The sequence below is a fragment of the Chitinivorax tropicus genome (assembly GCF_014202905.1).
GTDB classification, from domain to species: Bacteria; Pseudomonadota; Gammaproteobacteria; order Burkholderiales; family SCOH01; genus Chitinivorax; species Chitinivorax tropicus.
On record NZ_JACHHY010000009.1, the window covers coordinates 37,105 to 61,884 of the forward strand.

At 58.2% G+C, this 24,780-nt stretch carries 22 protein-coding genes and 2 tRNA genes; 14 read left to right on the plus strand and 10 right to left on the minus strand.

Features of this window, described 5'->3' with window-relative positions; translation table 11 throughout:
- The first annotated feature begins 65 nt into the window (after positions 1 to 65).
- The 8 genes from HNQ59_RS08505 (at position 66) to HNQ59_RS08540 (ending at position 6,656) form a co-directional block, all read left to right on the plus strand.
- Complete coding sequence (locus HNQ59_RS08505; protein WP_184037763.1) at positions 66 to 686, plus strand: LysE/ArgO family amino acid transporter; 621 nt, start codon at positions 66 to 68, stop codon at positions 684 to 686.
- Positions 687 to 1,032: 346 nt separating this feature from the next.
- Positions 1,033 to 1,851: an alpha/beta hydrolase gene (locus tag HNQ59_RS08510; RefSeq protein WP_184037766.1), complete on the plus strand. Its 819-nt coding sequence runs from the start codon at positions 1,033 to 1,035 to the stop codon at positions 1,849 to 1,851.
- 21 nt (positions 1,852 to 1,872) lie between these two features.
- Positions 1,873 to 2,403, plus strand: coding sequence for an RNA 2',3'-cyclic phosphodiesterase (gene thpR / locus HNQ59_RS08515; protein ID WP_184037769.1), 531 nt, complete (start codon positions 1,873 to 1,875; stop codon positions 2,401 to 2,403).
- 153 nt (positions 2,404 to 2,556) lie between these two features.
- Positions 2,557 to 2,874: a hypothetical protein gene (locus HNQ59_RS08520; RefSeq protein WP_246490918.1), complete on the plus strand. Its 318-nt coding sequence runs from the start codon at positions 2,557 to 2,559 to the stop codon at positions 2,872 to 2,874.
- Positions 2,871 to 4,310 carry a TolC family protein gene (locus HNQ59_RS08525; RefSeq protein WP_184037772.1) on the plus strand — a complete coding sequence of 480 codons (1,440 nt, stop codon included), beginning with the start codon at positions 2,871 to 2,873 and terminating at the stop codon, positions 4,308 to 4,310. The genes HNQ59_RS08520 and HNQ59_RS08525 overlap by 4 nt, the downstream gene beginning before the upstream one ends.
- A 16-nt stretch (positions 4,311 to 4,326) precedes the next feature.
- Positions 4,327 to 5,739 carry a multicopper oxidase family protein gene (locus HNQ59_RS08530; RefSeq protein ID WP_184037774.1) on the plus strand — a complete coding sequence of 471 codons (1,413 nt, stop codon included), beginning with the start codon at positions 4,327 to 4,329 and terminating at the stop codon, positions 5,737 to 5,739.
- 24 nt (positions 5,740 to 5,763) lie between these two features.
- The gene (locus HNQ59_RS08535; RefSeq protein ID WP_184037777.1) at positions 5,764 to 6,246 is read left to right on the plus strand and encodes a cupredoxin domain-containing protein; all 483 of its coding nucleotides are present in this window, start codon (positions 5,764 to 5,766) and stop codon (positions 6,244 to 6,246) included.
- A gap of 47 nt (positions 6,247 to 6,293) precedes the next feature.
- Entirely contained in the window at positions 6,294 to 6,656 is a 363-nt protein-coding gene (locus HNQ59_RS08540; RefSeq protein WP_184037780.1) for a copper-binding protein, read from the plus strand.
- 77 nt (positions 6,657 to 6,733) lie between these two features.
- Here HNQ59_RS08540 and HNQ59_RS08545 read toward each other — a convergent pair whose 3' ends face one another.
- Positions 6,734 to 7,639, minus strand: coding sequence for a patatin-like phospholipase family protein (locus tag HNQ59_RS08545; protein ID WP_184037783.1), 906 nt, complete (start codon positions 7,637 to 7,639; stop codon positions 6,734 to 6,736).
- A 478-nt stretch (positions 7,640 to 8,117) separates the two neighbouring features.
- Between HNQ59_RS08545 and HNQ59_RS08550 the strand changes: the two genes are divergently transcribed.
- The 3 genes from HNQ59_RS08550 to HNQ59_RS08560 all read left to right on the plus strand — a co-directional run bounded on the left by HNQ59_RS08550 (position 8,118) and on the right by HNQ59_RS08560 (position 12,753).
- Positions 8,118 to 9,044: a hydrogen peroxide-inducible genes activator gene (locus tag HNQ59_RS08550; protein WP_184037786.1), complete on the plus strand. Its 927-nt coding sequence runs from the start codon at positions 8,118 to 8,120 to the stop codon at positions 9,042 to 9,044.
- A 142-nt stretch (positions 9,045 to 9,186) separates the two neighbouring features.
- A complete protein-coding gene (locus HNQ59_RS08555; RefSeq protein WP_184037790.1) occupies positions 9,187 to 10,332 on the plus strand; it encodes an NAD(P)/FAD-dependent oxidoreductase in 1,146 nt (381 codons plus the stop codon).
- 147 nt (positions 10,333 to 10,479) lie between these two features.
- Positions 10,480 to 12,753: an NADP-dependent malic enzyme gene (locus tag HNQ59_RS08560; protein ID WP_184037793.1), complete on the plus strand. Its 2,274-nt coding sequence runs from the start codon at positions 10,480 to 10,482 to the stop codon at positions 12,751 to 12,753.
- A 102-nt stretch (positions 12,754 to 12,855) separates the two neighbouring features.
- On the opposite strand, the gene HNQ59_RS08565 is transcribed toward HNQ59_RS08560, so the two are convergent.
- Positions 12,856 to 13,245 (minus strand): DUF2237 family protein, encoded by a 390-nt coding sequence (locus HNQ59_RS08565; RefSeq protein WP_184037796.1) that lies wholly within the window; start codon positions 13,243 to 13,245, stop codon positions 12,856 to 12,858.
- A 344-nt stretch (positions 13,246 to 13,589) separates the two neighbouring features.
- Between HNQ59_RS08565 and HNQ59_RS08570 the strand changes: the two genes are divergently transcribed.
- The gene (locus tag HNQ59_RS08570) at positions 13,590 to 14,147 is read left to right on the plus strand and encodes a hypothetical protein (protein ID WP_184037799.1); all 558 of its coding nucleotides are present in this window, start codon (positions 13,590 to 13,592) and stop codon (positions 14,145 to 14,147) included.
- Positions 14,148 to 14,247: 100 nt separating this feature from the next.
- Here HNQ59_RS08570 and HNQ59_RS08575 read toward each other — a convergent pair whose 3' ends face one another.
- The 7 genes from HNQ59_RS08575 to HNQ59_RS08605 all read right to left on the minus strand — a co-directional run bounded on the left by HNQ59_RS08575 (position 14,248) and on the right by HNQ59_RS08605 (position 22,602).
- On the minus strand, positions 14,248 to 16,443 hold the full coding sequence (locus HNQ59_RS08575; RefSeq protein ID WP_184037802.1) for a ricin-type beta-trefoil lectin domain protein: 2,196 nt from the start codon (positions 16,441 to 16,443) through the stop codon (positions 14,248 to 14,250).
- A 291-nt stretch (positions 16,444 to 16,734) separates the two neighbouring features.
- Positions 16,735 to 17,442: a 4'-phosphopantetheinyl transferase family protein gene (locus HNQ59_RS08580; RefSeq protein WP_184037805.1), complete on the minus strand. Its 708-nt coding sequence runs from the start codon at positions 17,440 to 17,442 to the stop codon at positions 16,735 to 16,737.
- 145 nt (positions 17,443 to 17,587) lie between these two features.
- Complete coding sequence (locus HNQ59_RS08585; protein ID WP_184037808.1) at positions 17,588 to 18,295, minus strand: hypothetical protein; 708 nt, start codon at positions 18,293 to 18,295, stop codon at positions 17,588 to 17,590.
- A gap of 120 nt (positions 18,296 to 18,415) precedes the next feature.
- Positions 18,416 to 20,071: a DNA repair protein RecN gene (gene recN, locus HNQ59_RS08590; protein WP_184037811.1), complete on the minus strand. Its 1,656-nt coding sequence runs from the start codon at positions 20,069 to 20,071 to the stop codon at positions 18,416 to 18,418.
- A gap of 13 nt (positions 20,072 to 20,084) precedes the next feature.
- A complete protein-coding gene (locus tag HNQ59_RS08595; protein WP_184037814.1) occupies positions 20,085 to 20,960 on the minus strand; it encodes an NAD kinase in 876 nt (291 codons plus the stop codon).
- A gap of 16 nt (positions 20,961 to 20,976) precedes the next feature.
- Positions 20,977 to 21,747, minus strand: a complete 771-nt coding sequence (locus HNQ59_RS08600; protein ID WP_184037817.1) for an SDR family NAD(P)-dependent oxidoreductase — start codon at positions 21,745 to 21,747, stop codon at positions 20,977 to 20,979.
- Positions 21,748 to 21,771: 24 nt separating this feature from the next.
- Positions 21,772 to 22,602, minus strand: coding sequence for a squalene/phytoene synthase family protein (locus tag HNQ59_RS08605; RefSeq protein WP_184037820.1), 831 nt, complete (start codon positions 22,600 to 22,602; stop codon positions 21,772 to 21,774).
- A 182-nt stretch (positions 22,603 to 22,784) separates the two neighbouring features.
- Here HNQ59_RS08605 and HNQ59_RS08610 point away from each other — a divergent pair.
- Positions 22,785 to 22,860, plus strand: a tRNA-Ala gene (locus HNQ59_RS08610).
- Positions 22,861 to 22,910: 50 nt separating this feature from the next.
- Positions 22,911 to 22,986: transfer RNA gene (locus HNQ59_RS08615), tRNA-Glu, on the plus strand.
- A 96-nt stretch (positions 22,987 to 23,082) separates the two neighbouring features.
- Here HNQ59_RS08615 and acpA read toward each other — a convergent pair.
- Entirely contained in the window at positions 23,083 to 24,726 is a 1,644-nt protein-coding gene (acpA, locus tag HNQ59_RS08620) for an acid phosphatase (RefSeq protein WP_184037823.1), read from the minus strand.
- Positions 24,727 to 24,780: the final 54 nt, after the last annotated feature.

Sequence of the window (24,780 nt, forward strand, 5' to 3'; positions counted from 1 at the left end):
AATTTCTCTAATGATACATCGCTTTGCTAGGATAGTTGGCAATTGGAATACACCTGGAATTGGTTATGTTGACGACCTGGCTGCAGGGATTGTTGATGGGGGCCAGCCTGATCATGGTATTGGGCGCGCAGAATGCTTTTGTGCTGACGCAGGGCTTGCGGGGTAGGCATCGCATGTCATTGGCGCTGACCAGCGCGTTATGTGATGCATTGCTGATTATGATAGGCGTCGCGGGCATGGGCGCGTTGTTTGCCGGCAGCCCCGCTTTACTGGCGTGGGCAGCTTGGGCGGGTGCCGCATTCCTGGCCACCTACGGTGCCCGCTCGCTATACAGCGCGCTACGACCGGCCACAGCAGGCGCTCTGGTTGCAGCTGATACAGAATCCGGCGTCATCAAATTGATTTTGACCACTCTGGCATTTTCGTTGCTGAATCCACATGTCTATCTCGATACAGTCGTCTTGCTGGGCAGCCTTGGCAGTCAGCACGGCGACACAGGCCGCTGGTGGTTCGGGGCGGGTGCCGCCACGGCGTCGTTCATCTGGTTCTTCAGCTTGAGTTATGGTGCCAAATTACTATTGCCGTTGTTCCAAAAGCCAAGCAGCTGGCGGATTCTGGACTGTTTGAACGGGCTGGTGATGTGGGGGATTGCAGCAACGCTGATTCAGAAGGCGCTGGCGCTATAACGACCCCACCGATGTTGAATACCCCCTCGTGCCTTCATTCACCACCTCTCCTGTCCCATCCTGACCCTATTGCACAAACCCTCAGCTGGGTGCCCCTGCTCTGACGCAGATTGACGCCATCAGGCTGTGGCGATGATGGTGGGGTGCCCTCACCTGAACAGGGTGGGCGGCATGACCGTGGCAGGGGATACGTCCACAATCCCTTACCATTCAACAACCTGCCTGCCACACCTCGCCCACAGGCGCTCCACCGAGCCATGCACTTGCCGGATACGTCATGCAGATTTCATTACACCACTCGTCAGGCGTGCTTTAATGGGGGTAACCACATGCTGACAGAGTCGATATGTTCAATTACCGAGCCAAACCCAGCCTGGCGCTAGAGGTGCTGCATCACCCTGCTGCCAATGCGCCTCGCCCGCACCCGATTTTGTTCATCCACGGGGCATATTCCGCCGCCTGGTGCTGGGAGCCGCATTTTCTGCCGTTCTTTGCCGCGCAGGGCTATGACTGCCATGCGTTGAGCCTGCGTGGGCATGGTGGCAGCGAGGGGCATGAGTATCTGTCGTTGACCAGCATCGATGATTATCTGGCTGACATCGAACAGGTGGTGGCAACTTTGCCGCAGGCGCCCATCCTGATCGGGCATTCGATGGGTGGGATGTTGGCACAGCTTTTTTGTCAGAAACACCCAGCAGCGGCAGCGATCTTGATGGCCTCGGTACCGCCAGAGGGCTTGCTGGGCGCGACCATGCAGTTGGCGTTTCGTGAGCCGCAGGCGTTTTTCGAGCTGAATCTGATCCATGCCAGCGATGGTCGGCTATCGACCATTGCGAGTATCCGCCGCCAGCTGTTTTCGGACAGCATGCCTGAGCAGGAAGCCATCCGCTATCTGGCGCGTTTCCAGCCTGAGTCGCATCGGGCGATTCTCGATCTGTCGTTTCTGCCATTCCGCCCCACGGCGGTGCCCAATCAGGTGCCAGTCTTGGTCTTGGGTGCAGAAAAAGATGGGCTGTTCCCGCCCTATCTGGTGCATGCCACGGCCAGCCGCTATGGCGTGAAGGCCGAGATCTTTCCCAACATGGCACATGTCATGATGCTGGAGCCGCACTGGCAACAGCCCGCGCAGCGTATTGCAGGCTGGCTGGCGGAACAAGGGCTTTAGCCCTCGGCAGACACAGGTGCCATGGCAACCCAGCGGCTGTTTCTCGCGCTGTTTCCCAGCCACACGATCCAGCGGCGCTTGGCTGAGGCTGGCCGAGCGCTGCAAGCACATGTGGGCGGACGCTGTGTCGCCACACCCTTGCTGCACCTCACCCTCGCCTTTTTGGGCGATACCTCGGATGACATCGTCCCGGCCCTGTGTGATCGGCTCGCCGCCGTATCCTGTGCCAGTTTCGATCTGACGCTGGATCAGGTCGGGGTCTGGCCCCAGGCGGGCATCGGCTGGATGCAGCCCACACAGCCCCCTGCTGCGTTATGGCAGCTGCATCGCTCCATTCAGCAACAGTTGCAGGCGTTGGGCTTGCCAGTTGAGCAGCGTGCATTCAAACCCCACATCACGCTGCTACGCAAGGCACCGCCCAGCAGGGGGCCACTGCCGCCATGCCCCGCCATCGACTGGCCCGTGACGACATTCCAGCTGATTGCCTCCACACTCACTACCAATGGGCCACAATACAGACCCCTGGCCAGCTGGCCGTTGGCGAGTGCCTGACGGTTCATCTGGCAGCGGCCCGTTACGCTGCCCGCCTGACAGCCCACTCGGCGTGCTGAGCCGTCACCATGGACATGGAAAATGTGCCAAACTCCGCCTTTGCCCAGCCAATAACGGCCCGGGCGAGTCTGATACCAATGCGATGGGGGAATCATGCCACGTCCGACACCTTGTCAATTCGCAGCCTTGCTATGGGCCTTGGCATTGCCATTGGCCACGCCCACCCAGGCCAAGGAGCCTGCCTCACAGCCCCCCACTTTACCGCCGATCAAGTTGTCTTTTACCTCTGCGCTGCGTGACTATCGGGCCTTCACCGATGCAGCCGTCAACAACTGGCGTGATACCAATGAGTTGGTAGGGCGGATCGGTGGTTGGCGTGCCTATGCCGCCGAATCGGCTGCGGAACCTTTGCCCTCGGCTGATGCCAATCCGTCATCGATGCCACACCAACACCCAACCGAGCAGAAATGAACACATGCACTGCCCCTGTGCTGCCCACTCGCTGGCGCTGCGGGCTGTTGATCCTGCTGGGCCTGCTATCTGGCTGCGCCAATGTGGATCTGACCACCCATCTGGATCAGGTTGACGGGCAGATCAAGGCACTGAGCCCCGCCAAGCTGACCTTGGCCCGCACAGCGGATGAACAGGCGGAACGCGCCCGATTGGCCCAGGCCCTGTTACAAAGCCCAATCACCCAGCAGGATGCGGTGCGGCTGGCATTGATCAACAGCCCGTCGCTACAGGCACTGCTGGCGCAAAATTGGGCGGACACCACGCGAGCTGCGCAGATGAGCCGGCTGCCCAACCCTGTCTTTGGTTTCGAGCGCATGGTCAGCGTCAGCGAATTGGAGCTGGGGCGGTCGCTGGCAATCGGGCTGCTGGATCTGCTGATGCTGCCCAAGCGCCACCAGCTTGCCCAGCAACGTATTGAGCAATCCAGGCTGCAGCTGGTCGGCCATGTGATCGACCAGATCACCATGACGCACCAAGCATGGGTGCGGGCCGTGGCCGCACAAGAGACACTGCACTATGCGCGGCAGATCCATACCAGTGCTGAAGCGGGGGCTGAGCTGGCGCGGCGCATGCAGGCTGCGGGCAATTTCAACCGACTGAGCCGGTTGCGCGAGCATGCGTTCTACGCCGATGCCGCCACCCGCCTTGCCCGCGCCCAGCACCAGGCCACCGCCTCACGAGAAGCGCTGATCCGCCAGCTGGGGCTGGATGACCAGCAGGCGGAGTTGCTGCAACTGCCCGCCCGACTGCCATCGCTACCCGAGCAGGCGATGGACACGCAAACCGCCAGCGCACAGGCATCGCGGCAGCGCCTGGATGTGCAACTGGCCAAGCTGACGTGGGAGGCCACGGCCAGCGCCCAGGGAGTGAATACAGTGAGCAGTTGGACGGACATCGAGCTGGAAGCACGTCGGCAAACCAAGATGGACCGCCATGATGGCAAACAGGAAATCACCCGTGGCTATGAGGTGACGGTGCGGTTGCCCATTTTCGACTGGGGCGGATTGCGGCGTGATGGCTGGCGTGCCGACACGCTGGCCGCCGCCAACCAATTGGAGGCCACGCTGCGTCAGGCCGCATCCAGCCTGCGCGAGCAGTATTCGGCTTACCGGACGGCTTATGACCTGGCGCGGCACTATCGTGAAGAGATCATCCCTTTACGCAAGGCCATCTCGGAGGAAAATCTGCTCCGCTACAATGGCATGTTGATCGGCGTGTTCGAGCTGCTGGCCGATGCCCGCGAACAGATCGACAGTGTGATCGGTGCCATCGATGCGCAACAGCAGTTCTGGCTGGCGGATGCCGCATTGCAAGCCTCGTTGCTGGGCCGACCGACCGCGCTTCAACTGGATGCCCCGTCCAGCGCCCCCCGCCCGGCCAATAACGAACACTGAAGTGGAGTTGTCTGTCATGCCGTCCCGCCGTGATTTTTTCAAACTCACCAGCCTGACCGGCGCTGCCGTCGCCACCAGCGCCGTGAGCCGCGTAGCCATGGCAGCCCTGCCCGAGCCGGTGATCCAGTCCCGCCCGGACACCATGCCACCACTGCTACCCGAGACAGGCCGCCCCTATCGCCCCGTGGTCACGCTGAATGGCTGGACACTACCCTGGCGGATGAACAACGGCGTCAAGGAATTCCATTTGGTGGCAGAGCCGGTCATTCGCGAAATGACACCAGGCTTCAAGGCGCACCTATGGGGGTACAACGGCCAAAGCCCTGGGCCAACCATCGAGGTGGTCGAGGGCGACCGCGTGCGCATCTTCGTCACCAACAAGCTGCCTGAGCACACAGCGGTCCACTGGCACGGCCAGCGCCTACCCAATGGTATGGACGGCGTCTCTGGCCTGACCCAGCCACCCATCCCACCGGGTAAGACCTTTGTCTACGAATTCGTGGCGCGCAGGCCAGGCACCTTCATGTACCACCCGCACGCCGATGAGATGACCCAAATGGCCATGGGCATGATGGGCTGCTGGATCACCCACCCCAAGGGCCGGCACCCGCTCATCAGCGAGGTGGATCGTGATTTCTGCTTCCTGCTGAATGCCTACGATATCGAGCCCGGCAGCTACACGCCCAAGATCATGACCATGTTGGATTTCAACCTGTGGAGCTGGAACAGCCGTATCTTCCCTGGCATCGACAGCCTCAATGTCCGGCTGAACGACAAGGTCAGAATCCGTATCGGCAACCTGACCATGACCAATCACCCGATCCACCTGCATGGCCATGAATTCATGGTCACCGGCACCGACGGCGGCCCCACCCCCAAACAAACCCGATGGTATGAGGTGACCACCGACATTGCGGTCGGGCAGATGCGTCAGATCGAGCTGATTGCCGACGAGGAAGGCGACTGGGCCTTTCACTGCCACAAGAGTCATCACACCATGAACGCGATGGGGCACAACGTGCCGACCTTGATTGGCGTGGATCATCGCAACATCGCCAAACAGATCAACCGATTGATCCCTGACTATATGGTCATGGGCGAGCGTGGCATGGCGGACATGACCGAGATGGAAATGCCCATCCCAGACAATACCGCCCCCATGATGACCGGCACCGGCCCCTTTGGCTCACTTGAAATGGGTGGCATGTTCAGCGTGCTCAAGGTACGCCGTGACCAGAAACCGGGCGATTATCAAGACCCAGGCTGGTTCAAACACCCACCCGGCACCGTCGCCTATGAGTACACCGGCCCGCTGGCCGAGCCGACTCGCGCCGCCCTCCCCAGCCATGCGCCCGCCCCGCCTGCCCACCCTCCGTCAGAAGTCACAGAGGTCAAGGTACGCAAGCCCAATGGCCACCACTCGCACTGAACAGCCTCGACAAGGAGCACACAGATGCATACCACCGCATGGATCGCCCGCTACCTAGCCTGCCTGCTGTTCTGGCCTACAGGATCAGCGCTGGCGAGTGGCCAGCATACCGGTGGACATGGCCACCAGCAGGCCGCCCTCGGCCAGCCTGGCAAGGCAGCCCAGGTCACCCGCACCATCACCATCGACATGCAGGACACCATGCGTTACCGGCCATCGTCCATCCAGGTGAAAAAAGGGGAAACCGTGCGCTTCGTCATCCGCAACAGTGGTCAGCTCAAACATGAATTCAGCCTGGGAACCGAGAAGATGCTGCTTGAGCATCTGGAAGTGATGAAGCGCTTCCCGGATATGGAGCATGACGAACCCAACCAAATCACCTTGGCACCGGGTGCGCAAGGCGAAATCATCTGGCGCTTCACCCAAGCGGGCCAGGTGCCTTTCGGCTGTTTGCAACCCGGGCACTACGAGGCTGGTATGAAAGGCATCATCACCACCAAGCCTTGATCATATGATCGACGCCCCCATCGGCGGTCAACCCCACGAGGAATCCAATGCACACCCTATCACGTCTGTTGACAGCCATGACCCTGGCCATCATCAGCGGCCTGCCCGCCCATGCGGCCACGGCCACAGAGCAACCAGCGCAGGCCACTGCCGCCGCCAATCAGGTGGATGGCGAAGTGAAGAAGATCAACCCGGAACAGGGCAAGATCACCATCAAACATGGCAACATCCCTCATCTGAACATGCCAGGCATGACCATGGTGTTTGGGGTAAAAGACGCTACGCTGCTTGACCGGATCAAGCCAGGTGATCTGGTCAAGTTCACGGTAACCCAGGAAGGGGCCAGGTTGGTGATCACCGACATCCAGGCAGTCTCCACTGACAAGACCACCGCCGCGCCCTTGCCATGACGCCAATATCATGAAAAACGGGGGCAACTGCCCCCGTCATAGGTAGTGGATATGGCCTGCTCGGCGCAGGCAACCACTCAGCCCTTCCAGTTGCCGATTTTCTGCCGGATGTACGGCAACGCGGCAACCGCAGCCTTTTCACCCGCGCTCACCGCCTCATACTTCGAGTCGAAATCGGCGCCGCCAATGCGCCCCACCGCAGGGCGGATCACCACATCAGCATCATTCATCTCATAATTGGAAATGGATTGCCCCATGATGTTGACCGTCTGCAACAAGATGTCCAGCATGCCATTCACCTTGGTGTTGCTGGGTTTGGCCGAGATGTCGATGGCGATCACGATATCCGCCCCCATGGCCTTGGCCGCACGCACCGGTACTGGCGAGGTCAAGCCACCATCGACGTATTCCGCACCGCTGATGATCACCGGCTCGAAAACGCCCGGTACGCTACTGGATGCCCGCACCGCCTGACCGGTGTTGCCCTGGCGGAAAGTCACCATTCTGCCGGTTCTCAGGTCGGTTGCCACTGCGGCAAAGGGTTTAGGCAGCTTCTCAATTGGGCGGTTATGCAACAGGCGATTGACAAAAGACTGCAGCTCTTCGCCTTTGATGAATCCCTTGGTTGAGAACGTGAAATCGGCAATGCTGTCGGAATTGACCTGGCCGACCATGCTCAGCATCTCATTGCCACTGAGGCCACCTGCATAGAGCGCGCCCACCACGCTGCCAGCACTGGTGCCGACCACAATGTCGGGGACGATGCCATTGGCTTCCAGAGTGCGGATCACGCCGATATGCGCAAACCCCTTGGCCGCCCCGCCACCCAGGGCGAGAGCAATCTTGGGCTTCACATAGGGCTTGGCGGTCTTGACCGGCTCCGCAGGCTTGATCTTGGTGGGGTCAACCGCCGTGGCGTCCGGCAGGGTTGTACAGGCACTCAACAGTGCCAACAGAAAAACAGGTAGTAGAAAACGTCGCATAAAACCCAGGCAGGCCCGCCAACACACGATTGCAAGCCTTGACCTTCCAGATGACAGGATTGACAAGCGCGCTATTCTAACCGAGAACCGGGCCCGGCCGAAGACCGATCGCCTTTGACTGGAAATACCACCACTTATCGCCCAAGTATTTCATCAGACTGCTTTTTCACTGGCCACTGTCGCGCCGTGTGCGATACTGCAGGGCTGCGCATCAAGCCGGACGGCGCACGGCATCATCAGACCACCTTATTGGGCCCGGGCTGGCCAACGCATATACCGGGGTGGCCAGTATCATGCCCTGTTCGATCATCGTGAGATCCCAATTACCAACACAACAAATCAATTCATTGATTTAACAATGAAAAATCTGACGATGACAGATAAAAAAGACTTATCCATAGCAGCAGCCCCTAAACATGACTTGCCACACATATTAGCCGTAGACTATCGTGATAGAAATCGGGATTAGGAAGCCATCATGACGCTTACCGAGTTACGCTACATCGTTGCCGTTGCCAGAGAGCGACACTTTGGCCGCGCGGCGGAAGCCTGCTTTGTCAGCCAACCCACACTGTCCGTGGCCATCAAAAAGCTGGAGGATGAGCTGGGTATCATCCTGTTCGAACGCAACAGTGGGGACATCACCATCACGCCCATCGGCGGGCGCATCGTCGAGCAGGCGCAGCGGGTTCTGGAAGAAACCGCCGTCATCAAACAGATTGCCGCGCACGGCAAAGATCAATTGGCCAGCCCTTTGCGGCTGGGGGTGATCTTCACCATCGGCCCGTATCTGTTGCCGGATCTGATCCCCGCCATGCGTGAGCTGGCACCTGGCATGCCATTGATCATCGAGGAAAACTACACTGCCCGCCTGGCGGAGTTGCTCAAGCAAGGTGAGGTCGATGTCGTGGTGCTGGCGCTGCCTTTCGCAGAGCCAGGCATCGTTGTCGAGCCGGTATATGACGAGGAATTCCGGGTGGCGATGCCGGTGAATCATGAGTGGGAGAAGTTCCACACGATTGATCCCAATATCCTGAGTGATGAAAATGTCTTGCTGCTCTGCGCCGGCAATTGTTTCCGTGACCAAGTGCTACAAGTCTGTCCCGCCCTGAATCGCTCTGCCTTTGCCACCCAAGGGCAGCACTCGACACTGGAAGGCAGCTCGCTGGCCACCATTCGCTATATGGTCGCCAGTGGCAGCGGGGTCAGCGTCGTGCCGGCCTCATCCGTCGAGGGTAAATTTTCCGATGATCGCCTGTTGAGCGTGCGCCCGTTCAGCTCGCCCAGCCCATCCAGGCGGATTGTCCTGGCTTGGCGCAAGAGCTTCCCACGACCAGATGCAATCGACTCCGTCAAGCAGGCCATTTTGCGCTGCAAACTACCGGGCACCCATCCGATCCAATAAATCTGCCCAGCTGCGCCACCGGCGCCACCCATCAACCCTGGCCAGACGCGATGCAGGCTGGCGCAATTGGCTGCGCTCCGTTAACCTAGGTTCTGGCAACAGAACCTAGTCACTTTTTCCCTTTCCGGATAGCCAACACTACATGACACGCCCCATCATCATCATCGGTACGGGATTGGCAGGCTATAACCTGGCCCGCGAATTCCGCAAGCTGGACAAAAACACCCCGCTACATCTGATCACCCGCGATGCAGGAGAGTTCTACTCCAAGCCTTTGCTGTCGAGCAGCTTAGCCAGCAACAAACAGCCAGACCAGCTGGCCATGAAGACCGCCACCCAGATGGCAAGTGAGCTGGGGGCCGAGATCCATACCCAACAGGCGGTCACGCACATTGACCCAGCGCAGCAGACAGTCCAGCTCGCTGATCGCAAGCTGGATTTCGAGAAACTCGTGCTGGCCGTTGGCGCAGACCCGATCCGCCCCCATCTGGCGGGGGATGCAGCCGATGCCATCCTGACCGTCAATGATCTGGAAGACTATCGCCAATGCCGCGCCCACCTTATCGGGAAAAAACGTGTGGCAATCCTTGGTGCTGGGCTGATCGGTTGTGAATTTGCCAATGACTGGAGCCAAGCAGGGCTGGAGATCACGCTGGTGGACCCGGCAGCCTGGCCGCTATCTCGGCTGCTGCCAGAACAGGCAGGCCGCTTTATGCAGCGCAGACTGGAAGACCTGGGTATACAGCTCCGGCTGGGGCACGCCGCACGCGCTGTCAGCCGCTCCGCAACTGGCTTTGTCATTGAGCTTGCACAGGGTGACACATTGGAAGCCGATGTCGTCCTCTCCGCAATCGGGCTGCAACCCCGCACTGACTTGGCAAGCCAAGCAGGTCTGGCGATCAGTCGAGGCATCGTCGTCGATCGCCACCTGCAGACCAGTCACCCAGCCATCTACGCACTAGGTGATTGCGCAGAGGTGGCAGGCCTCAACCTGCCGTTCGTGATGCCGATCATGCAGGCAGCCCGTTCACTGGCGCCCATTCTGGCAGGCCAGACCGCCGCGCTGGCCTATCCCGCCATGCCAGTGTTGGTCAAGACCCCGGCCTGCCCGACGACGGTCTGCCCAGTCATGGGTGCGCCGACTGGCGAATGGGCGATACAGGAAACAGCAACCGGCTTGAAAGCGTTGTACCAAGCCGGTGATCAATTGCTTGGCTTTGCACTGCTTGGCGATGTACAAAGTGAGAAGCAGACGCTGGTCGCGCAGATTCCCGCTTGGCTGCCCTGACACTGCCGTCTGCTGGCAGGCCGATCAGCCGCTTGCCAGCAACCCAAACCCCGACAACCGGTAGGTGTAAACCACAAGCACCACCATGGGAAGCGAATCGCTATAATGTCGGCCTCTCCTCAATAAAACCCCACGCAGGAGCCGTTTATGGATGACGAATTGCGCCGCAGTGCGCTGCATTACCACCAGTTCCCCAAACCCGGCAAGATTCAGGTTGCGCCGACCAAACCGCTTGCCAGCCAACGCGATCTGGCTCTGGCCTACTCACCCGGTGTTGCCGCTGCTTGTGATGCAATTGTTGAAGATCCTGCCAACGCTTACGCCTACACCGCACGCGGCAATCTGGTCGCGGTGATCTCCAACGGCACAGCTGTACTGGGCCTGGGCGACATCGGCGCACTGGCGGGCAAGCCGGTGATGGAAGGCAAAGGCGTCCTGTTCAAGAAATTCGCGGGTATCGATGTATTCGATATCGAGGTGAACGAAAAAGACCCCGATAAGCTGGTCGATATCATCGCCTCGCTGGAGCCAACCTTTGGCGGCATCAATCTGGAAGACATCAAAGCCCCTGAATGCTTCTACATCGAGCGCAAGCTGCGCGAAAAGATGAAGATTCCGGTTTTCCATGATGACCAACATGGCACCGCAATCATTACCGCCGCCGCCGTGCTGAATGGCTTGCGCATCGTCGGCAAGGACATCAGCAAGGTCAAGCTGGTCACCTCTGGCGCGGGGGCTGCTGCTGTTGCCTGCCTGGATCTGCTGGTGGCACTGGGCGTACACATGGACAACATCGTCATGTGCGACTCCAAAGGCGTGGTGCATACCGCCCGCGAAGACTGGGAAAAGCTTGATGAATCCAAGCGCCGCTACGCCAAGACAACCGATGCTCGCGCGTTGAAGGACGCCATCGTCAACGCAGACATCTTCTTGGGGCTGTCCGGGCCAAAACTGGTCACACAGGACATGGTCAAGACCATGGCGGCACACCCGCTGATCCTGGCGCTGGCCAACCCCGAGCCGGAAATCCTGCCTCCGCTGGCCAAGGAAGCCCGCCCCGATGCCATCATCTGTACCGGTCGCTCTGACTTCCCCAACCAGGTCAACAACGTTTTGTGCTTCCCATTCATCTTCCGGGGTGCGCTCGATGTAGGCGCAACCACCATCAATGAAGAGATGAAGCTGGCTTGCGTCCGCGCCATTGCGGATCTGGCCATGGCCGAGCAATCAGACGTCGTTGCCGATGCCTATGTGGGTCAGAATCTGAGCTTTGGCCCAGATTACATCATTCCCAAGCCTTTCGACCCCCGGCTCATCCTGAAGATCGCCCCAGCCGTGGCCAAGGCTGCCATGGATTCAGGCATTGCCACCCGCCCGATCAAAGATATGCAGGCTTATACCGATGAGCTGACCCAGTTCGTCTATAAGTCGAATCTATTCATGAAGCCTGTCTTCAGCTTGGCCAAGAGCGCGAAGAAGCGCGTTGTCTATGCAGAAGGCGAAGACGAGCGTGTGTTGCACGGGGTTCAGGAAGTCGTCGATCAAGGTCTGGCCTACCCGATCCTGATCGGTCGCCCTCATGTCATCGAGCAGCGGATTCAACGCCTGGGCCTGCGGATCAAGCCTGGCGTCGATTTCGAGCTGGTCAACAATGAAAACGACCCTCGCTATGGCGAATACTGGCAAGCCTATTACGAAATCATGCAACGCAAAGGTGTCAGCATCCAGTTCGCCCGCCGCGAGGTGCGCCGCAAGACGACACTGATCGGCGCACTGATGCTGCGTCGCGGTGAAGCCGATGCCATGATTTGCGGCACCTATGGCCAGTACCAAAACCATCTGGAATTCATTGAGCAGGTCATCGGCCTGCGCCCCGGCGTCAAGACCTTTGGCGCGATGAACGCCCTGATCCTGCCGCATGGCAATGTCTTTATCGCTGACACCTATGTGAACCCGGACCCCACAGCGGAACAGCTGGCGGAAATCACCCGGATGGCAGCGGACACCGTCCGCCGCTTCGGCATTGCCCCCAAGGTGGCGCTGCTGTCGCATTCCAGCTTCGGCACGGTCAACACCCCCTCCGCCAGTAAAATGCGGCAGGTGCTGGAGATTCTGAATCAGACCTCGCCGGATCTGGAAGTGGAAGGCGAAATGCATGGTGATGCTGCGCTGTCAGGCGCGATTCGCCAATTGGTATTCCCCAATGCACGCTTCAAAGAGGATGCCAACATCCTGATCATGCCAACCCTGGATGCTGCCAATATCAGCTTCAATCTGCTGAAAGTCTCGGCAGCCGATGGGGTCACCATCGGCCCGATCCTGCTTGGCGCCGCCAAACCGGTGCATATCCTGACGCCAACAGCCAGCCCACGCCGTGTGGTGAACATGACTGCGCTGGCCGTTGTGGACGCAACGGTCTAAGCCCTGCACCCTGGCAGCCATCAGCCCGTGTCAAATGACACGGGCTTTTTCATGCAACCACCCGATCTGGTCACTTGGCACAATTACCGTAGGCGCTACAGATCACCGCCCAGTAGCGGGCAATGGCCGATCGACTGCATAGGCCACCAATGTCTCCAGAGACACCTTATCGAGAATCGCCTCGTGGGTTGCCGCCAAGACTAGCCTGGGGGCTGCGCCGAGCAATAGGGCCTCGATCCAACGATCAGCACACAGGCACCAACGATCCCCCGGTTTGAGTCCCTGAAACCCATACTCCGGTCGTGGCGTAGACAGATCGTTACCCCTCGATTGCGAAAAATTCAAAAAGGCCAGCGTCATTTCTGCACACACCACATGCTCACCCGTGTCCGATTCGTCGGTATGGCAACAGCCATCCCTGAAAAAGCCAGTCAACGGGGCATGGCTGCACGACTCCAGCGGCAAACCCAATACGTTCAAAGCAGGTTTCATCATCACACTCCAAGCCTTCAGCCCACATGGATCTGCTCGATTGACATCGCATCAGCACCCGCACCGGCGCGCGGTTGGTGGACATGGTAGCTGAGCTGCCGGGCCAGCCGCGCCCTCAGACAATGATCGGCGGCAAAACATGAGCAGACTTCAAGTCAATCCGAATAACCATTGTAGCCATGAGTTCAAATTGGCGTGGCTCAACAGCTTGTATCAGCACGAGATATTCACATCACGCATGAAAGGTTCATTACTTACTTATAATCACATGTAGTTGCTGCGCCAAGCGCTAGGCCAGTAACATCGCGGGCTTGAAAGGCCATCTATTTCACTTCCGAGGATATATGAAAATCAAACTCCTGATGCTAGCCGTTGCAGCGGTTTCCCTAAATCTTGCCCAGGCCGCCCCGAGTTGCCAGACCTTGTTTGGTGGCGTGCAGATGCTGCCTGATCCTGCCTGCAAGATCGCTCAGGAATATCCAGGCAATCTGTACTTGGGCATGCAGGGCGCGCCCAACAGCTGTTTTTCCATCAAGCTGTCCAACCTGGGTGATGGTTTTGCTGGCCTGACACTGGAACAGATGGTCGGTGCGAATCAAGCGCGTTCCATGACGCCTGGCGCCCTCAATGAACGTGAAGCACCACCCATGCCAAGCCCCATGCCTCAAACACGTTTGTTGTTCACAGGCAGAACAATAATCAAGACTGCGGATGGCAATCTGTTTGGTGCCGAGGCTGGCGCGATGGGCACCACAGGTGCCACGGAGCAGTCGTTGATCGTGGGCGGTACGGGTAAATATGCTGGCGCCACCGGTACGATCTACGCCTACGGTGACTACATCGGCAATGGCAAATGGGGGATTTACGTGGGTGAACTGTGCGTTGGCGCCAAGCAACGCTGACCTCAGACGATAAGTCACCAGGCCCGCCACGCCACCGCGCAGGGGGCACAATCAAACAGCCCTACAGGTATTACCCGCAGGGCTGCTGATTCTACGGTGGTTACTCCATCCGCCATCTCACGGCGGGGTCTGAACCATCGTTTTCCTGCTGCGTGACAGCCACCATCCCCCGACCTGCCGACATAGCCAGATCGAGATTGCGGTAAGGACGCAAGGTAGTACCGCTCCAGTTGAAACGCAGATTGTCAGAATTCTCGCAAGTCCAGATGCCCCATGCGCTGCCCGATTCCGTCTTACCACGGTTATCCAGGCAGAAGCGTCTGTCCTGCACGCTGTGCACGAAACCCGAGCTGGGTTCATAGAACCAACGCTGGTTGGCGCGGCCATGGCAAGGGTAGGTAATCACATCATTGCCATCTTCCATCTTGCCGTCTTTCACGTCTAGACACAGGTTCGTCGCCTCATTACGCAACAAGTGATCCTGACTGGCCCCCTCGGCACGATAGGCAAAGAGCTGTGCCCGCCCACCCGTGCAATCCCACAATTGCATCTTGTCGCTGGTGGCGCCATAAGCCACATCCAGGCACTTTGTCGGGTTCAGCGCTGTGCGCAGCAATCCATTGTCAAAGTACCATTTCTGCGCATCGGTTCCATTGCAGGCATGGAGCTGAACAGTTTTGGCATTCCAGGCCAGCCCATCGCTGACATCCAGGCACTGATTGACATCCAGTTTGCTGCGCAATGTCTGATCATTACCAATGACCCAACCTTGGCTGGATTCGCCATTGCAATCCTGTGTAACAGCCCGGCTGCCCGGCTGTGCTGCAACACACTTGGCGAAGTAAGGCAGATAGAGATTCTGGAATTTGCGGAAGATGCGGACGGTATGCTCCTCATTGGCCGGATTGGTCCATAATTTCAGAATCTGGGTTTTCTCATCGTACTCAGACCGCCAAGTACCTACTGCATCCGACACACTCAATTGAAATCCATCCGGGTAATGACGGCGTGGCACGAAGATCTCTGTCGGGCCGGTCACGCCAGGCTTTTCACGGAACACCAAGGTGAAGTCGGCAGCACCCGGCACGTACCGGAATGACACCGGCGCACCAGCGATGGCACGCGGGTAGGTACGGATCAAGCGGTTGAGCTTAGGCATCTCCTGCCGGTCTGCATTGACCGGCCCCCACTCACCTGGGTCGCTCGACCAATAGGCCCAACCCGCACCCATATCATCAAGCATGGTCAATGCATCATCCAGATACTGATGAAGGTTGGGCATCTGCTCGCTGCCTCCTAGCTCCCCCACCACCAGCGGCGTGCCATGCAAATCCATCTCCTGTGCACGGTATTTCGACCAATCTCGCATCTGCTTACGATCGATATCGCTGTATTTCACCCCCTCGTGCTGGAAGACTGGGTACAGGTGGGGTGCATAGACCAGTTTGTTGTCGCCGCTACGGGTGTCCTCGATCTTGGGCAGTGCGGCGGGAAAGCCGAAGTTGATGCCAAATGCCTGGGGCTCGAAGAACAGGTATTTATCCGGCTCGATCGCACGCAGTTTAGGGATCAGCCGTTTGTAGAAATCCGCCAGCCAAGTACGTTGAAAGTCCCCACTTATCGCTTTGCCCAGATCCCCGCCATGCGGCTCATTCATCAAGTCATAGCCGATGACGCCTGGATTGCTGCGGAAACGCTGTGCGACCAGCTGGAAAGCAGCAATGTAGTGCTCCTGCAGCTCAGGGTGATCGCGGTATTCCCAGAAATTCTTGAATGCCGCAATGACAGCAGGGTCCAGATTCTTCAACCACCAGAATTGTCCAACATTGAAGCTGCCTAGCTTGTGGCCGTCCGTCTCAGTCGCCCAGGCAGGTGCGCCGTTCCCACCCACTCCGTAGCCATACATGTCTTGATGCATGTCGATCAACACATGCATACCACGCCGGGTATACCACTCCACCCGCTTCTGGACCTCATCCAGATACTGGTAGTTGTACACCCCTTTCTCCGGCTCGATCGCCCCCCAGAATACCAACAGTCGGACAAAGTTGAACCCCCACTCATTGGCCTCTCGTTCGACATCGCTTTCCGTGACCCATGACATGTGATCACCGCTGTGCTTGGCACCATTCGAGGTATTCAATCCATGTAGAATCAATGCCCTACCCTGCGAATCGGTCAGATAGCGGCCTTGTGCAGGTTTGGACACCTCCAGGCACCCACCAAGGCCCAGCAAGGCGATCACCATTGCCAAGCCAAGCCACCACCGGAATGGACTCCTGAGACGTTGTAGCATGTTGCGCTCCTCATTGAATTGGATTTATAGCGGGCATGCAGACCAAATTCGATTTCTGACATGTCCTTATTGATCGACTCCACTCCTGCATGCAAGTTCCAGCATAGCACAACGTCATTCCCATAAATATCAATGTTATTTTCTCAATAATCCTTTCATAATATGCAGTTATAGTGATACTCGTCACCGCACAATTTATTTCGAAATGGCTGATGTGCGACGGGTGAAGTTTCTTCTACAAGTACGCGGTGAATATCGCGTGCTTATCGCCTCACTGACGATAACCAACCATCAATCAGGCAGGATGACGACCAGGCTGATCACGCGGCCATCGATATGAACGTAATGCCCTGTCAGCGTCGCGTTGGCACACCAGACATCCGACAAATCCGTCAACAACCTTAGGCTGACTGTCTCGGCCTGCCAGGCCACCAGCTCTGCATCTTGAAAATAAAACGATTTTCCGACAATGGGATACAACGCCTTATACAAGCTCTCTTTCAGCGAGAACACCGTCGAAATGAAATCTGCTTGTTGCATATCCGGCAGCAAGGCCCGGATATGCAGCTCATGAGGGGTCAGTACCTGCTCGGCCACGCTGTGCATGGTGTCGGGCTTTTGCAGGGTTTCCACATCGATGCCCACCCCCAGGCAGTCAGCAGCGCATGCCACTGCGGCCAGGGCCAACCCCGCGCCATGCGTGATGCTGCCCACCACACCAGCCGGCCATTGCGGCGATCGATCTTCACCGATTCCTGGCACCATGGGCGGCAGCTGCAAGGCAGCCATGGCCGATAAGGCACACAGCCGACCACTCAGGAAATCGGCCTGGCGTTTCGCCGCCGACCGCCGGATGCTGTCGGGCAGCATACCTGGCAAGGCATTCAATAACTCGTGATCAAAGTGGTCCCGGTCAAACTGGGTGGCAAATATCTGCAGCGCAGGGAAATGTTGCTGCCAGGGGTGATATACGCAAGGAGGGGGGCAAAACCGATTCATCGAGCAACGCGGGGCCAGGGAACAAAGAAGAGCCTGAAATTAGCACGGAATCGAATGCCTGATAAGAGAAGGAACACACCAAGCCACCCCTGCGGCTGTTGAGTAGCCATGACCGCTCAACAGCTTTGGCGGACATGACAGCGGCTCAAAAAGCCAGGTGGTTGTTTCCATTGGGCTGGCCGGGCAGTCCCTCCAGCTTGACACCTGCGGCGGGGTCTTGTAGCCAGAAGTAATAGAACTCCCGAGCCAGGGAGACGAATACCTGTTGCCCCTCCGGCGTGGTGAACAAGGGGAGCATGGCATCCACTGCCGCACGATAGACCCGAGGAGAGGAGGGATAATCACGTGAGACGAACATCAACAACTTCAACAGCCTTTCACGCACGTCGATGGCTGCCTGAGACAGGCCATGCGCGGCCAACTGCTGCAGATAACGCTCGATCGCGGCCCAATCGGCACTTACCCACCCTCGCGCCCTGTCCATTTCATTCAATAGGTCACTCAGCCCCCCTTGAATGTGGATATGGATAGGCTCCTGCCCGATCAGCGCCGCCTGGGTGAGTTTGGACAAGGATTTGGTGTCACAGATCCAGAAGTTGTAGAACTCTCGGGCCGCCGTCTTGAATATATCCTGCGAGGTCGCGTCATCCGGAAACTTGCGTAGTATCTGATCCACCACCTCACGGTACAGCTCACCACTGACCGGCAAACCTTGCAGGTTTGAAGTCAAGTGCCGCAAAAAATGCTTGCGTAAATTGATTTCACGCGTCGATACGCCCTGGGTCTTGATCAAGCCCAGATAAGACTCCAAAGGCCCGTGTTGGATATCGTCTTCCGCAGCTGTCACCGTCACCCTCAATCTGTTTGCCAAGTACGCTGAGTCAAGTATAGCGCTTCTCCAGAACGGTCATTCTGTCGAATACAGGAAATTACAAATCCTTTGTGCGCCAGGCGCCCTCCGGATCAACCGCACCTAACCCGCCAGCATTTCCTCGGCATGTTTGAGCGTTGTATCGGTGATCGCCACCCCGCCCAACATGCGCGCAATCTCAGCCACACGCTCCTGGGCGCTCAGCTCACGAATCGACGACAAGGTATTGCCATCGGCCATGTGCTTGGCCACCTGCCATTGCTGGTCGCCTCTCGCCGCCACTTGCGGCAAGTGCGTGATACACAGCACCTGATGGGCTGCGCCCAGGCGCTTCAACAGCTGGCCGACGATCTCGGCCACCCGCCCACCGATGCCGACATCGACCTCGTCAAACACCAACACAGGCACCGAGGCCACGCTGCTGGCCACTACCTGCAATGCCAAGCTGATCCGTGACAACTCCCCCCCGGAGGCAACCTTGGCGAGCGGCCTGGGCGCCATACCGGCATTGGCGCTGACGAGGAATTCAATCTGCTCCAGGCCATGTGCGCTGCCTTCAGCTTGTGGCTTCAAGGTGATGTCGAAACGACCACTGGCCATCGCCAACTGCTGCATTTCCGTGGTCACCCGCTGCCCCAGCTCAGACGCCACCTCAGCCCGTCGCGCAGACAGCTGCATGGCAACCTGCCTGAAATGCGCCTCTGCAGCCTGCTCACGTTTGAGCAGACCATCGTCGGCGTCCTCACCACCCAGCTCATCCAACCGTACCTGCTTGGTGGCCAGCAGCTCGCCCAGCACCTCTTCGCTGACACGGTACTTACGAGCCATGCCGTGAATGGCGTCCAAGCGGCTTTCCACCTCCTGAAGCCGCTGCGGGTCCAGATCGGCACGTTGCAGGTAATGGCGCAGACCATAGGCCACCTCGCGAAGCTGCACCTCCGCAGATTCCAGCAGCTCGATGGTTTCACACAAGGCAGGGTCATACTCAGCCAACCCCTGCAGGCGAGACAACACGCTGCCCACTACCCCTGCTGCACTCGGCTCATTCTCCGAGATCAGATCCAGACCGAACTGCGCACCCTCCAGCAGACTGGCTGCGTTCGACAACCGCGCATGCTCCGTCTGCAGATCCCGCCAGATGTCGGCAGTAAAGCCTAGCGCGCTCAGCTCCTTGACCTGCCATTGCAATTGCTCGCGCTCTGCGGCATAGGCAGCGGCATTCTTTTCCCACTCCAGCCGGGTACGCCGCAAGGATTGCCAAGCTTGCCACGCTGCTTTGACCTCTGCAGCCAATGGCAACAATCCGCCATAGCCATCCACCATCAGGCGCTGCGCATCGGCTTTCAGCAGCGACTGGTGGGCATGCTGGCCGTGGATATCGACCAAGTGCTCGCCAGCCTCCTTCAGCTGTTGCAGCGTCACCGACCGACCATTGATGAACGCGCGGGAGCGACCATTGCTATCCACCGTCCGCCGCATCAGCAATGCATGGTCATCGCCCACCAGCTCATTGTCTGCCAGCCAGGTCTGCAGGGGCACGAGGTGGACAATATCGAATTCCGCCTCGATTTCAGACTTGGCAGCCCCGGCTCGCACCATACCGGGCTCGGCGCGCTCGCCCAGAACCAGCCCCAGCGCATCGATCAGAATGGACTTCCCGGCACCGGTTTCCCCGGTCAATACCGTGAAGCCCGGCTTGAAATCCAGTTGCAGCTTGTCAACGATGACAAAATCTCGAATTCGCAACGTCAGCAGCATGATAGTGTGGGTATCAGAGTAGTTTTTCGCCCCAGTGCAGCTTGTGCCGGAGCATATCGTAATAGCTGTAATTCATCGGGTGCAGAATACGCAGTGAATTCCGGTAACGTCGGATCACCACCCGATCCAATTCGTGCAGATCATTATGTGACTGATTGTCAAAATGCACGCGGGCATCCTGACCACGGGTCAGGATGAATTCAACCACGCTACCATCGTTGATGGCAATTGGCCGATTGGATAAAGACTGTGGACAGATCGGCACCAGCGTGATTGCAGGAACCGTCGGATGCAGAATCGGGCCGCCCGACGCCAGCGAATACGCCGTCGAGCCGGTTGGCGTGCTGACGATCAAGCCATCGGAACGCTGGCTGTAGACAAACTGATCATCAACGAAAATCTCGAACTCGATCATCGAGCCAGTCGCACCACGGCTGAACACCACGTCGTTGAATGCCAAACCTTTGGTGATTTCCTGCCCGTTACGGTAGAGAGTCGCCTCCAGCAGAATGCGCTCCTCTGGAATGAACTCCCCTTTCAGGATCTCCGCCACCGACTGCTTCATCTCGTGCAGTGGAATATCCGTCATGAACCCCAGCCGACCTTGATTGATGCCGACCAAGGGGATACGGTAAGGCGCAATCAGGCGAGCCACCGACAACATCGTGCCGTCCCCCCCCAGCACCACCACCAGATCCGCCATGCGCCCGATCTTATCGCGTTCGATACGTTGATAACCCGCCGCCTGATCGGCATCGATACTCTGGTCATCGAACAGCACCACAACCCCGTCCTCTGCCAGGAACCCCGCCAGATCAAGCATCGAGGTAATGATCTCTGGCTTGCCATGGCGGGCGACCAGTGCAACCTTCTTGAAAAGTGATGTCATACGCCGCCCTGCCCCCTTACGCCTGCACCGTCAACCATTCAGCACACTGGAAAGTCTGCCCCGTGACCCCTTTGCTGTCCGCGCCTAGCAGATACAGATAGATCGGCATCAATTGCGCTGGTTGTGGCAAGGATTCGCGCACCTCGCCGGGGTGGGTCTTGGTGCGCTGCGGGCAATGAATCGGGCCTGGCACCACGATGTTGACACGCGGGTCATGGGCAGCATCCCATTCAGACGCAGCGATCTGCGCGTAGAACATGGCTGCAGCACGCGAGATGGAAAAGCTGCCCCAGTATGGGCTTGCTTTCAGGCCATGCGATTCCCCCACCAACACCACACTGCCATCGCCACTGGCCCGCAACAAGGGCAAGCAGGCACGGGTCAACGCCGCAGGCGCCACCACGTTGACTCGCAAATGGGTCATAAAATACTCCATCGGCTCCTGCTCCAGCGGGAACAGCCCGACAAAAGCCGACGCATTGTGCAAGATGCCATCAAGCCGCCCCAGCTGGCTTTGGATCTGGGTCGCCACATTGGCCAGCTCCGCTTCGGTAGCGCGCTCCAGGTCGATGGCCACCGCAGCCGGCTTCGGCCCGCCATTGGCTTCGATCGCGTCATAGACCGCCTCCAGCTTCTTCACATGCCGCCCCAGCAAAACCACAGTGGCACCATGCTTGGCCAAGCACAACGCAGCCTCTTTCCCCACGCCCTGACTGGCGCCCGTCACAAGGATCACACGGTCTTTGAGTGCATCTGCAGTGGGTTGATAAGTACGAAAATCGATCATGCTGTTTGTCATTCAATATGCGGATCAACGCGTTTTCAGCGCAATCCAGAGTTTGCGAATCGGTGTCAACGAAACCCGCTGGTTCAACACACAGTTGGCCCCCGCCGCTTTGACCTCGCCCAAGGTCGCACCGGCAATGGCCGCCAATATCCTGCCATATCTGAGGCTACGCGCTTCTGCCGCGGGCGGCAACGTTTTGGCAGCATCAGACAGATGCGTCAACGCACGCGCCAGCTGAAACTCGACCAAAGCGGCCAGATTGGGGTGCACCTTCAGCGCCAGCAGATCTGCTGCAGGCACCTCAAAACGTTGCAGATCCTCCACCGGCCAATACACGATACCTTTGCGCAGATGCGCACCGGCCTCCAAGACCAGCTCGCTCAGGCTCAACGCCACCCCCAGCTCATGGGCGTATCGCATGGTCTGTTTGTCACGACAGCCCAGCATCTGCGCAGCCAACTGCATGGCCACACCGCCATGTCGGTGGCAGTACAGACGCAGCCCTTTGAAATCATTGTAGCGGGCGTGGCGCAGATTCATCTCGACGCCGTCCAGCATCTCCTGCAATTGTTCGCGGGTGACGGTGTCCTGGGGCACCGCATCGTGCAGCGCCTTGGTCACGGGATGCTCTGGCCGCCCGGCAGCCCAGCGATCCAGCTCGGTGGCCCACCAGGCCAACTTGGCCTCTGCAATGGTGGCATCACTGCATTCATCCAACCCCTCGTGCAACTCACGCGACAATGCATAGATAGCGACAATGCCTCGACGGCCCGAAATGGGCACCCCACGTAGCGCATAATAGAAAGCAGAGCCGACAGGCGCCGCCTTTTGTTCACAATATTGATGGAAATCCAAGATATATCTGGCCTACGGCATTCGGCACACACGCCACCCAGCTGCCTTATGGCCACTCCTCAATCAGGTCAACGCGAATTATAGCAGGCAGCTATCGGTGGATTTTTTTCGATTTATTCAAATTTTTTCGCTTACCCCCTTTACAAACCGAAATGACCTCTCTAGAATGCGCAGCCTGTCTCGGGGGTATAGCTCAGCTGGGAGAGCGCTTGCATGGCATGCAAGAGGTCAGCGGTTCGATCCCGCTTACCTCCACCAAGATTCAGATCATCGGCAAAACAGGACGCTGCTGATGATTACAAGGCCAAGTCCCCATCGTCTAGAGGCCTAGGACACCGCCCTTTCACGGCGATAACCGGGGTTCGAATCCCCGTGGGGACGCCACAAAAAAACCCGAAAATCGAAAAGATTTTCGGGTTTTTCCTTTTTTACCAGATTACGCTTTGAAAAGCAGCCTGGCGGATTGCCAGGCCGCGATGCTCAGCGCTTTTTCTTACCCGACTTCTTCGCTTTTCCTGATGTCTTTGATGTCTTGCCATGTTTGGCGGGCTTGCTCGCTGATGCCCGCGAAGCATCTCGGCCATAACCTTTCCGCGTGCCCAGATTTTCCGGGCTCAATGCAGACACCAGATCACCCATCTCAGGCAGACCATTCTCACGCAATGCCTTCTGCCGTGCGATCATGCCCGGCAGCGGCTCCAGATCAAAGCGGCGGGTCAAAAACCATAGGATGGAAGTAGTATCGTATGGCGTCGAATCCACATGATTACGACGGGCATACGGTGAGATGATGATGGCCGGGATGCGGCTCCCTGGGCCCCAACGATCCCCCTTCGGCGGCACAACGTGATCCCAGAAGCCCCCGTTCTCATCGTAGGTCACCACGATCAGCATGTCCTTCCACTGCGGCCCACGAATCAAGCGGGCCACCGTATCCGCGATATGTTGATCTCCACTCAGCACATCGGCGTAACCGGGGTGTTGGGTCAACTCTCCCTGTGGCTTGTAAAAGCTCACCGCAGGCAGCTTACCGGCATCGATATCCTTCAGGAAGTCTTCGCCATCCTTCAGATGCTCTTCACGGGCAGTGGTGCCCGGTGCATAGCTGGCGTAGTAATTGAAAGGCTGGTGATGTGCCTGGAATTTCGGCGGCTGATCGCCATAGATGGTGGATCGATCCGCCAGCGAGCGCAGCCAGCCACCTGCATACCATGCCCAGCTGACTTTCTTAGCCGTCAGCCGATCCCCGATGGTCGCCTGTTGTTGCGGTGGAAGCATCTGCCCATCCTGCGGGTTCGCCAACCGCACATCCCCTCCTTCCACGGGTGGCACGGCGGAAGGCTGGTACGGAGGCTGCATGGTGTTGACGGCGTAACCATCGGGCGTCAGGGCTCCGTCACGGACATATTTAGGCTTGTCTACCAACGCAGACCCCAGCGCTTCAACCACCTTGAGCGATTTGCCATCATCGCTCACCACCGCGATCTTATCCTTGGCTGGGCTGCTGCCAGCATCAGGGTATTGGGGCGTGCAAGCACAGATCAACCATTGGTGGTTCAGGAAAGACCCACCGAATGCCGCCATGAAAAAGTGATCCGCCACGGTGAATTGCTCTGCCCAACGCCACATTGGCAATTTACGACCGTCGTAGTAACCCATCACCAATCCACCCGCATCCGACCAGGCGGCAAAGCGGTCGTTCCTGCCCTCATTGAGCTGCATCTGGTGCTGGTAGAAGCGATGCACCAGGTCACGAGTTGGCACGTCCAGTGGTTGATTGAAGCCTTTAGGGTCATCTATCTGAAATGGCGCGTTGGGCAAGCCGGTGGTCTGTTCTTGCGACACGGCATCACTCATGCCTTTCCAGATGGGAGGCAACACCGCCATGGGCTTGCCATCGCGGTCTGTCTGCAGGGTGTGTTCCGGCTTAGCCTGTTTGATTCCCTCTGCTTTGGGAAACAGGCCATACAGGTTGTCGAAACTGCGATTTTCACCATAGATGACCACTACATGTTTGATGCGCGCCAGCTGTGCGTCGGTCACCGCCGTCGCCAAGCCAGGAAAAGCCACCGCCAGACAGGTGGCGATCCTCCATCCAATACCAGGTTTGAAAAGATGCTTCATCCAAGTACTCCTTGCCGGACATGATCAATCGAAGGGATCAGAATACTGGATTCC

Coding starts and splice junctions, on each gene's coding strand:
- HNQ59_RS08570 (WP_184037799.1), top strand. CDS start 13,590: ATGAAAATCAAACTCCTGATGCTAGCCGTTGCAGCGGTTTCCCTAAAT.
- HNQ59_RS08595 (WP_184037814.1), bottom strand. CDS start 20,960: ATGACATCACTTTTCAAGAAGGTTGCACTGGTCGCCCGCCATGGCAAG.
- HNQ59_RS08545 (WP_184037783.1), bottom strand. CDS start 7,639: ATGCGACGTTTTCTACTACCTGTTTTTCTGTTGGCACTGTTGAGTGCC.
- HNQ59_RS08600 (WP_184037817.1), bottom strand. CDS start 21,747: ATGATCGATTTTCGTACTTATCAACCCACTGCAGATGCACTCAAAGAC.
- HNQ59_RS08540 (WP_184037780.1), top strand. CDS start 6,294: ATGCACACCCTATCACGTCTGTTGACAGCCATGACCCTGGCCATCATC.
- HNQ59_RS08520 (WP_246490918.1), top strand. CDS start 2,557: ATGCCACGTCCGACACCTTGTCAATTCGCAGCCTTGCTATGGGCCTTG.
- HNQ59_RS08565 (WP_184037796.1), bottom strand. CDS start 13,245: ATGAAACCTGCTTTGAACGTATTGGGTTTGCCGCTGGAGTCGTGCAGC.
- HNQ59_RS08550 (WP_184037786.1), top strand. CDS start 8,118: ATGACGCTTACCGAGTTACGCTACATCGTTGCCGTTGCCAGAGAGCGA.
- HNQ59_RS08530 (WP_184037774.1), top strand. CDS start 4,327: ATGCCGTCCCGCCGTGATTTTTTCAAACTCACCAGCCTGACCGGCGCT.
- recN (WP_184037811.1), bottom strand. CDS start 20,071: ATGCTGCTGACGTTGCGAATTCGAGATTTTGTCATCGTTGACAAGCTG.
- acpA (WP_184037823.1), bottom strand. CDS start 24,726: ATGAAGCATCTTTTCAAACCTGGTATTGGATGGAGGATCGCCACCTGT.
- HNQ59_RS08535 (WP_184037777.1), top strand. CDS start 5,764: ATGCATACCACCGCATGGATCGCCCGCTACCTAGCCTGCCTGCTGTTC.
- HNQ59_RS08505 (WP_184037763.1), top strand. CDS start 66: ATGTTGACGACCTGGCTGCAGGGATTGTTGATGGGGGCCAGCCTGATC.
- HNQ59_RS08510 (WP_184037766.1), top strand. CDS start 1,033: ATGTTCAATTACCGAGCCAAACCCAGCCTGGCGCTAGAGGTGCTGCAT.
- HNQ59_RS08560 (WP_184037793.1), top strand. CDS start 10,480: ATGGATGACGAATTGCGCCGCAGTGCGCTGCATTACCACCAGTTCCCC.
- HNQ59_RS08525 (WP_184037772.1), top strand. CDS start 2,871: ATGAACACATGCACTGCCCCTGTGCTGCCCACTCGCTGGCGCTGCGGG.
- HNQ59_RS08555 (WP_184037790.1), top strand. CDS start 9,187: ATGACACGCCCCATCATCATCATCGGTACGGGATTGGCAGGCTATAAC.
- HNQ59_RS08575 (WP_184037802.1), bottom strand. CDS start 16,443: ATGCTACAACGTCTCAGGAGTCCATTCCGGTGGTGGCTTGGCTTGGCA.
- thpR (WP_184037769.1), top strand. CDS start 1,873: ATGGCAACCCAGCGGCTGTTTCTCGCGCTGTTTCCCAGCCACACGATC.
- HNQ59_RS08580 (WP_184037805.1), bottom strand. CDS start 17,442: ATGAATCGGTTTTGCCCCCCTCCTTGCGTATATCACCCCTGGCAGCAA.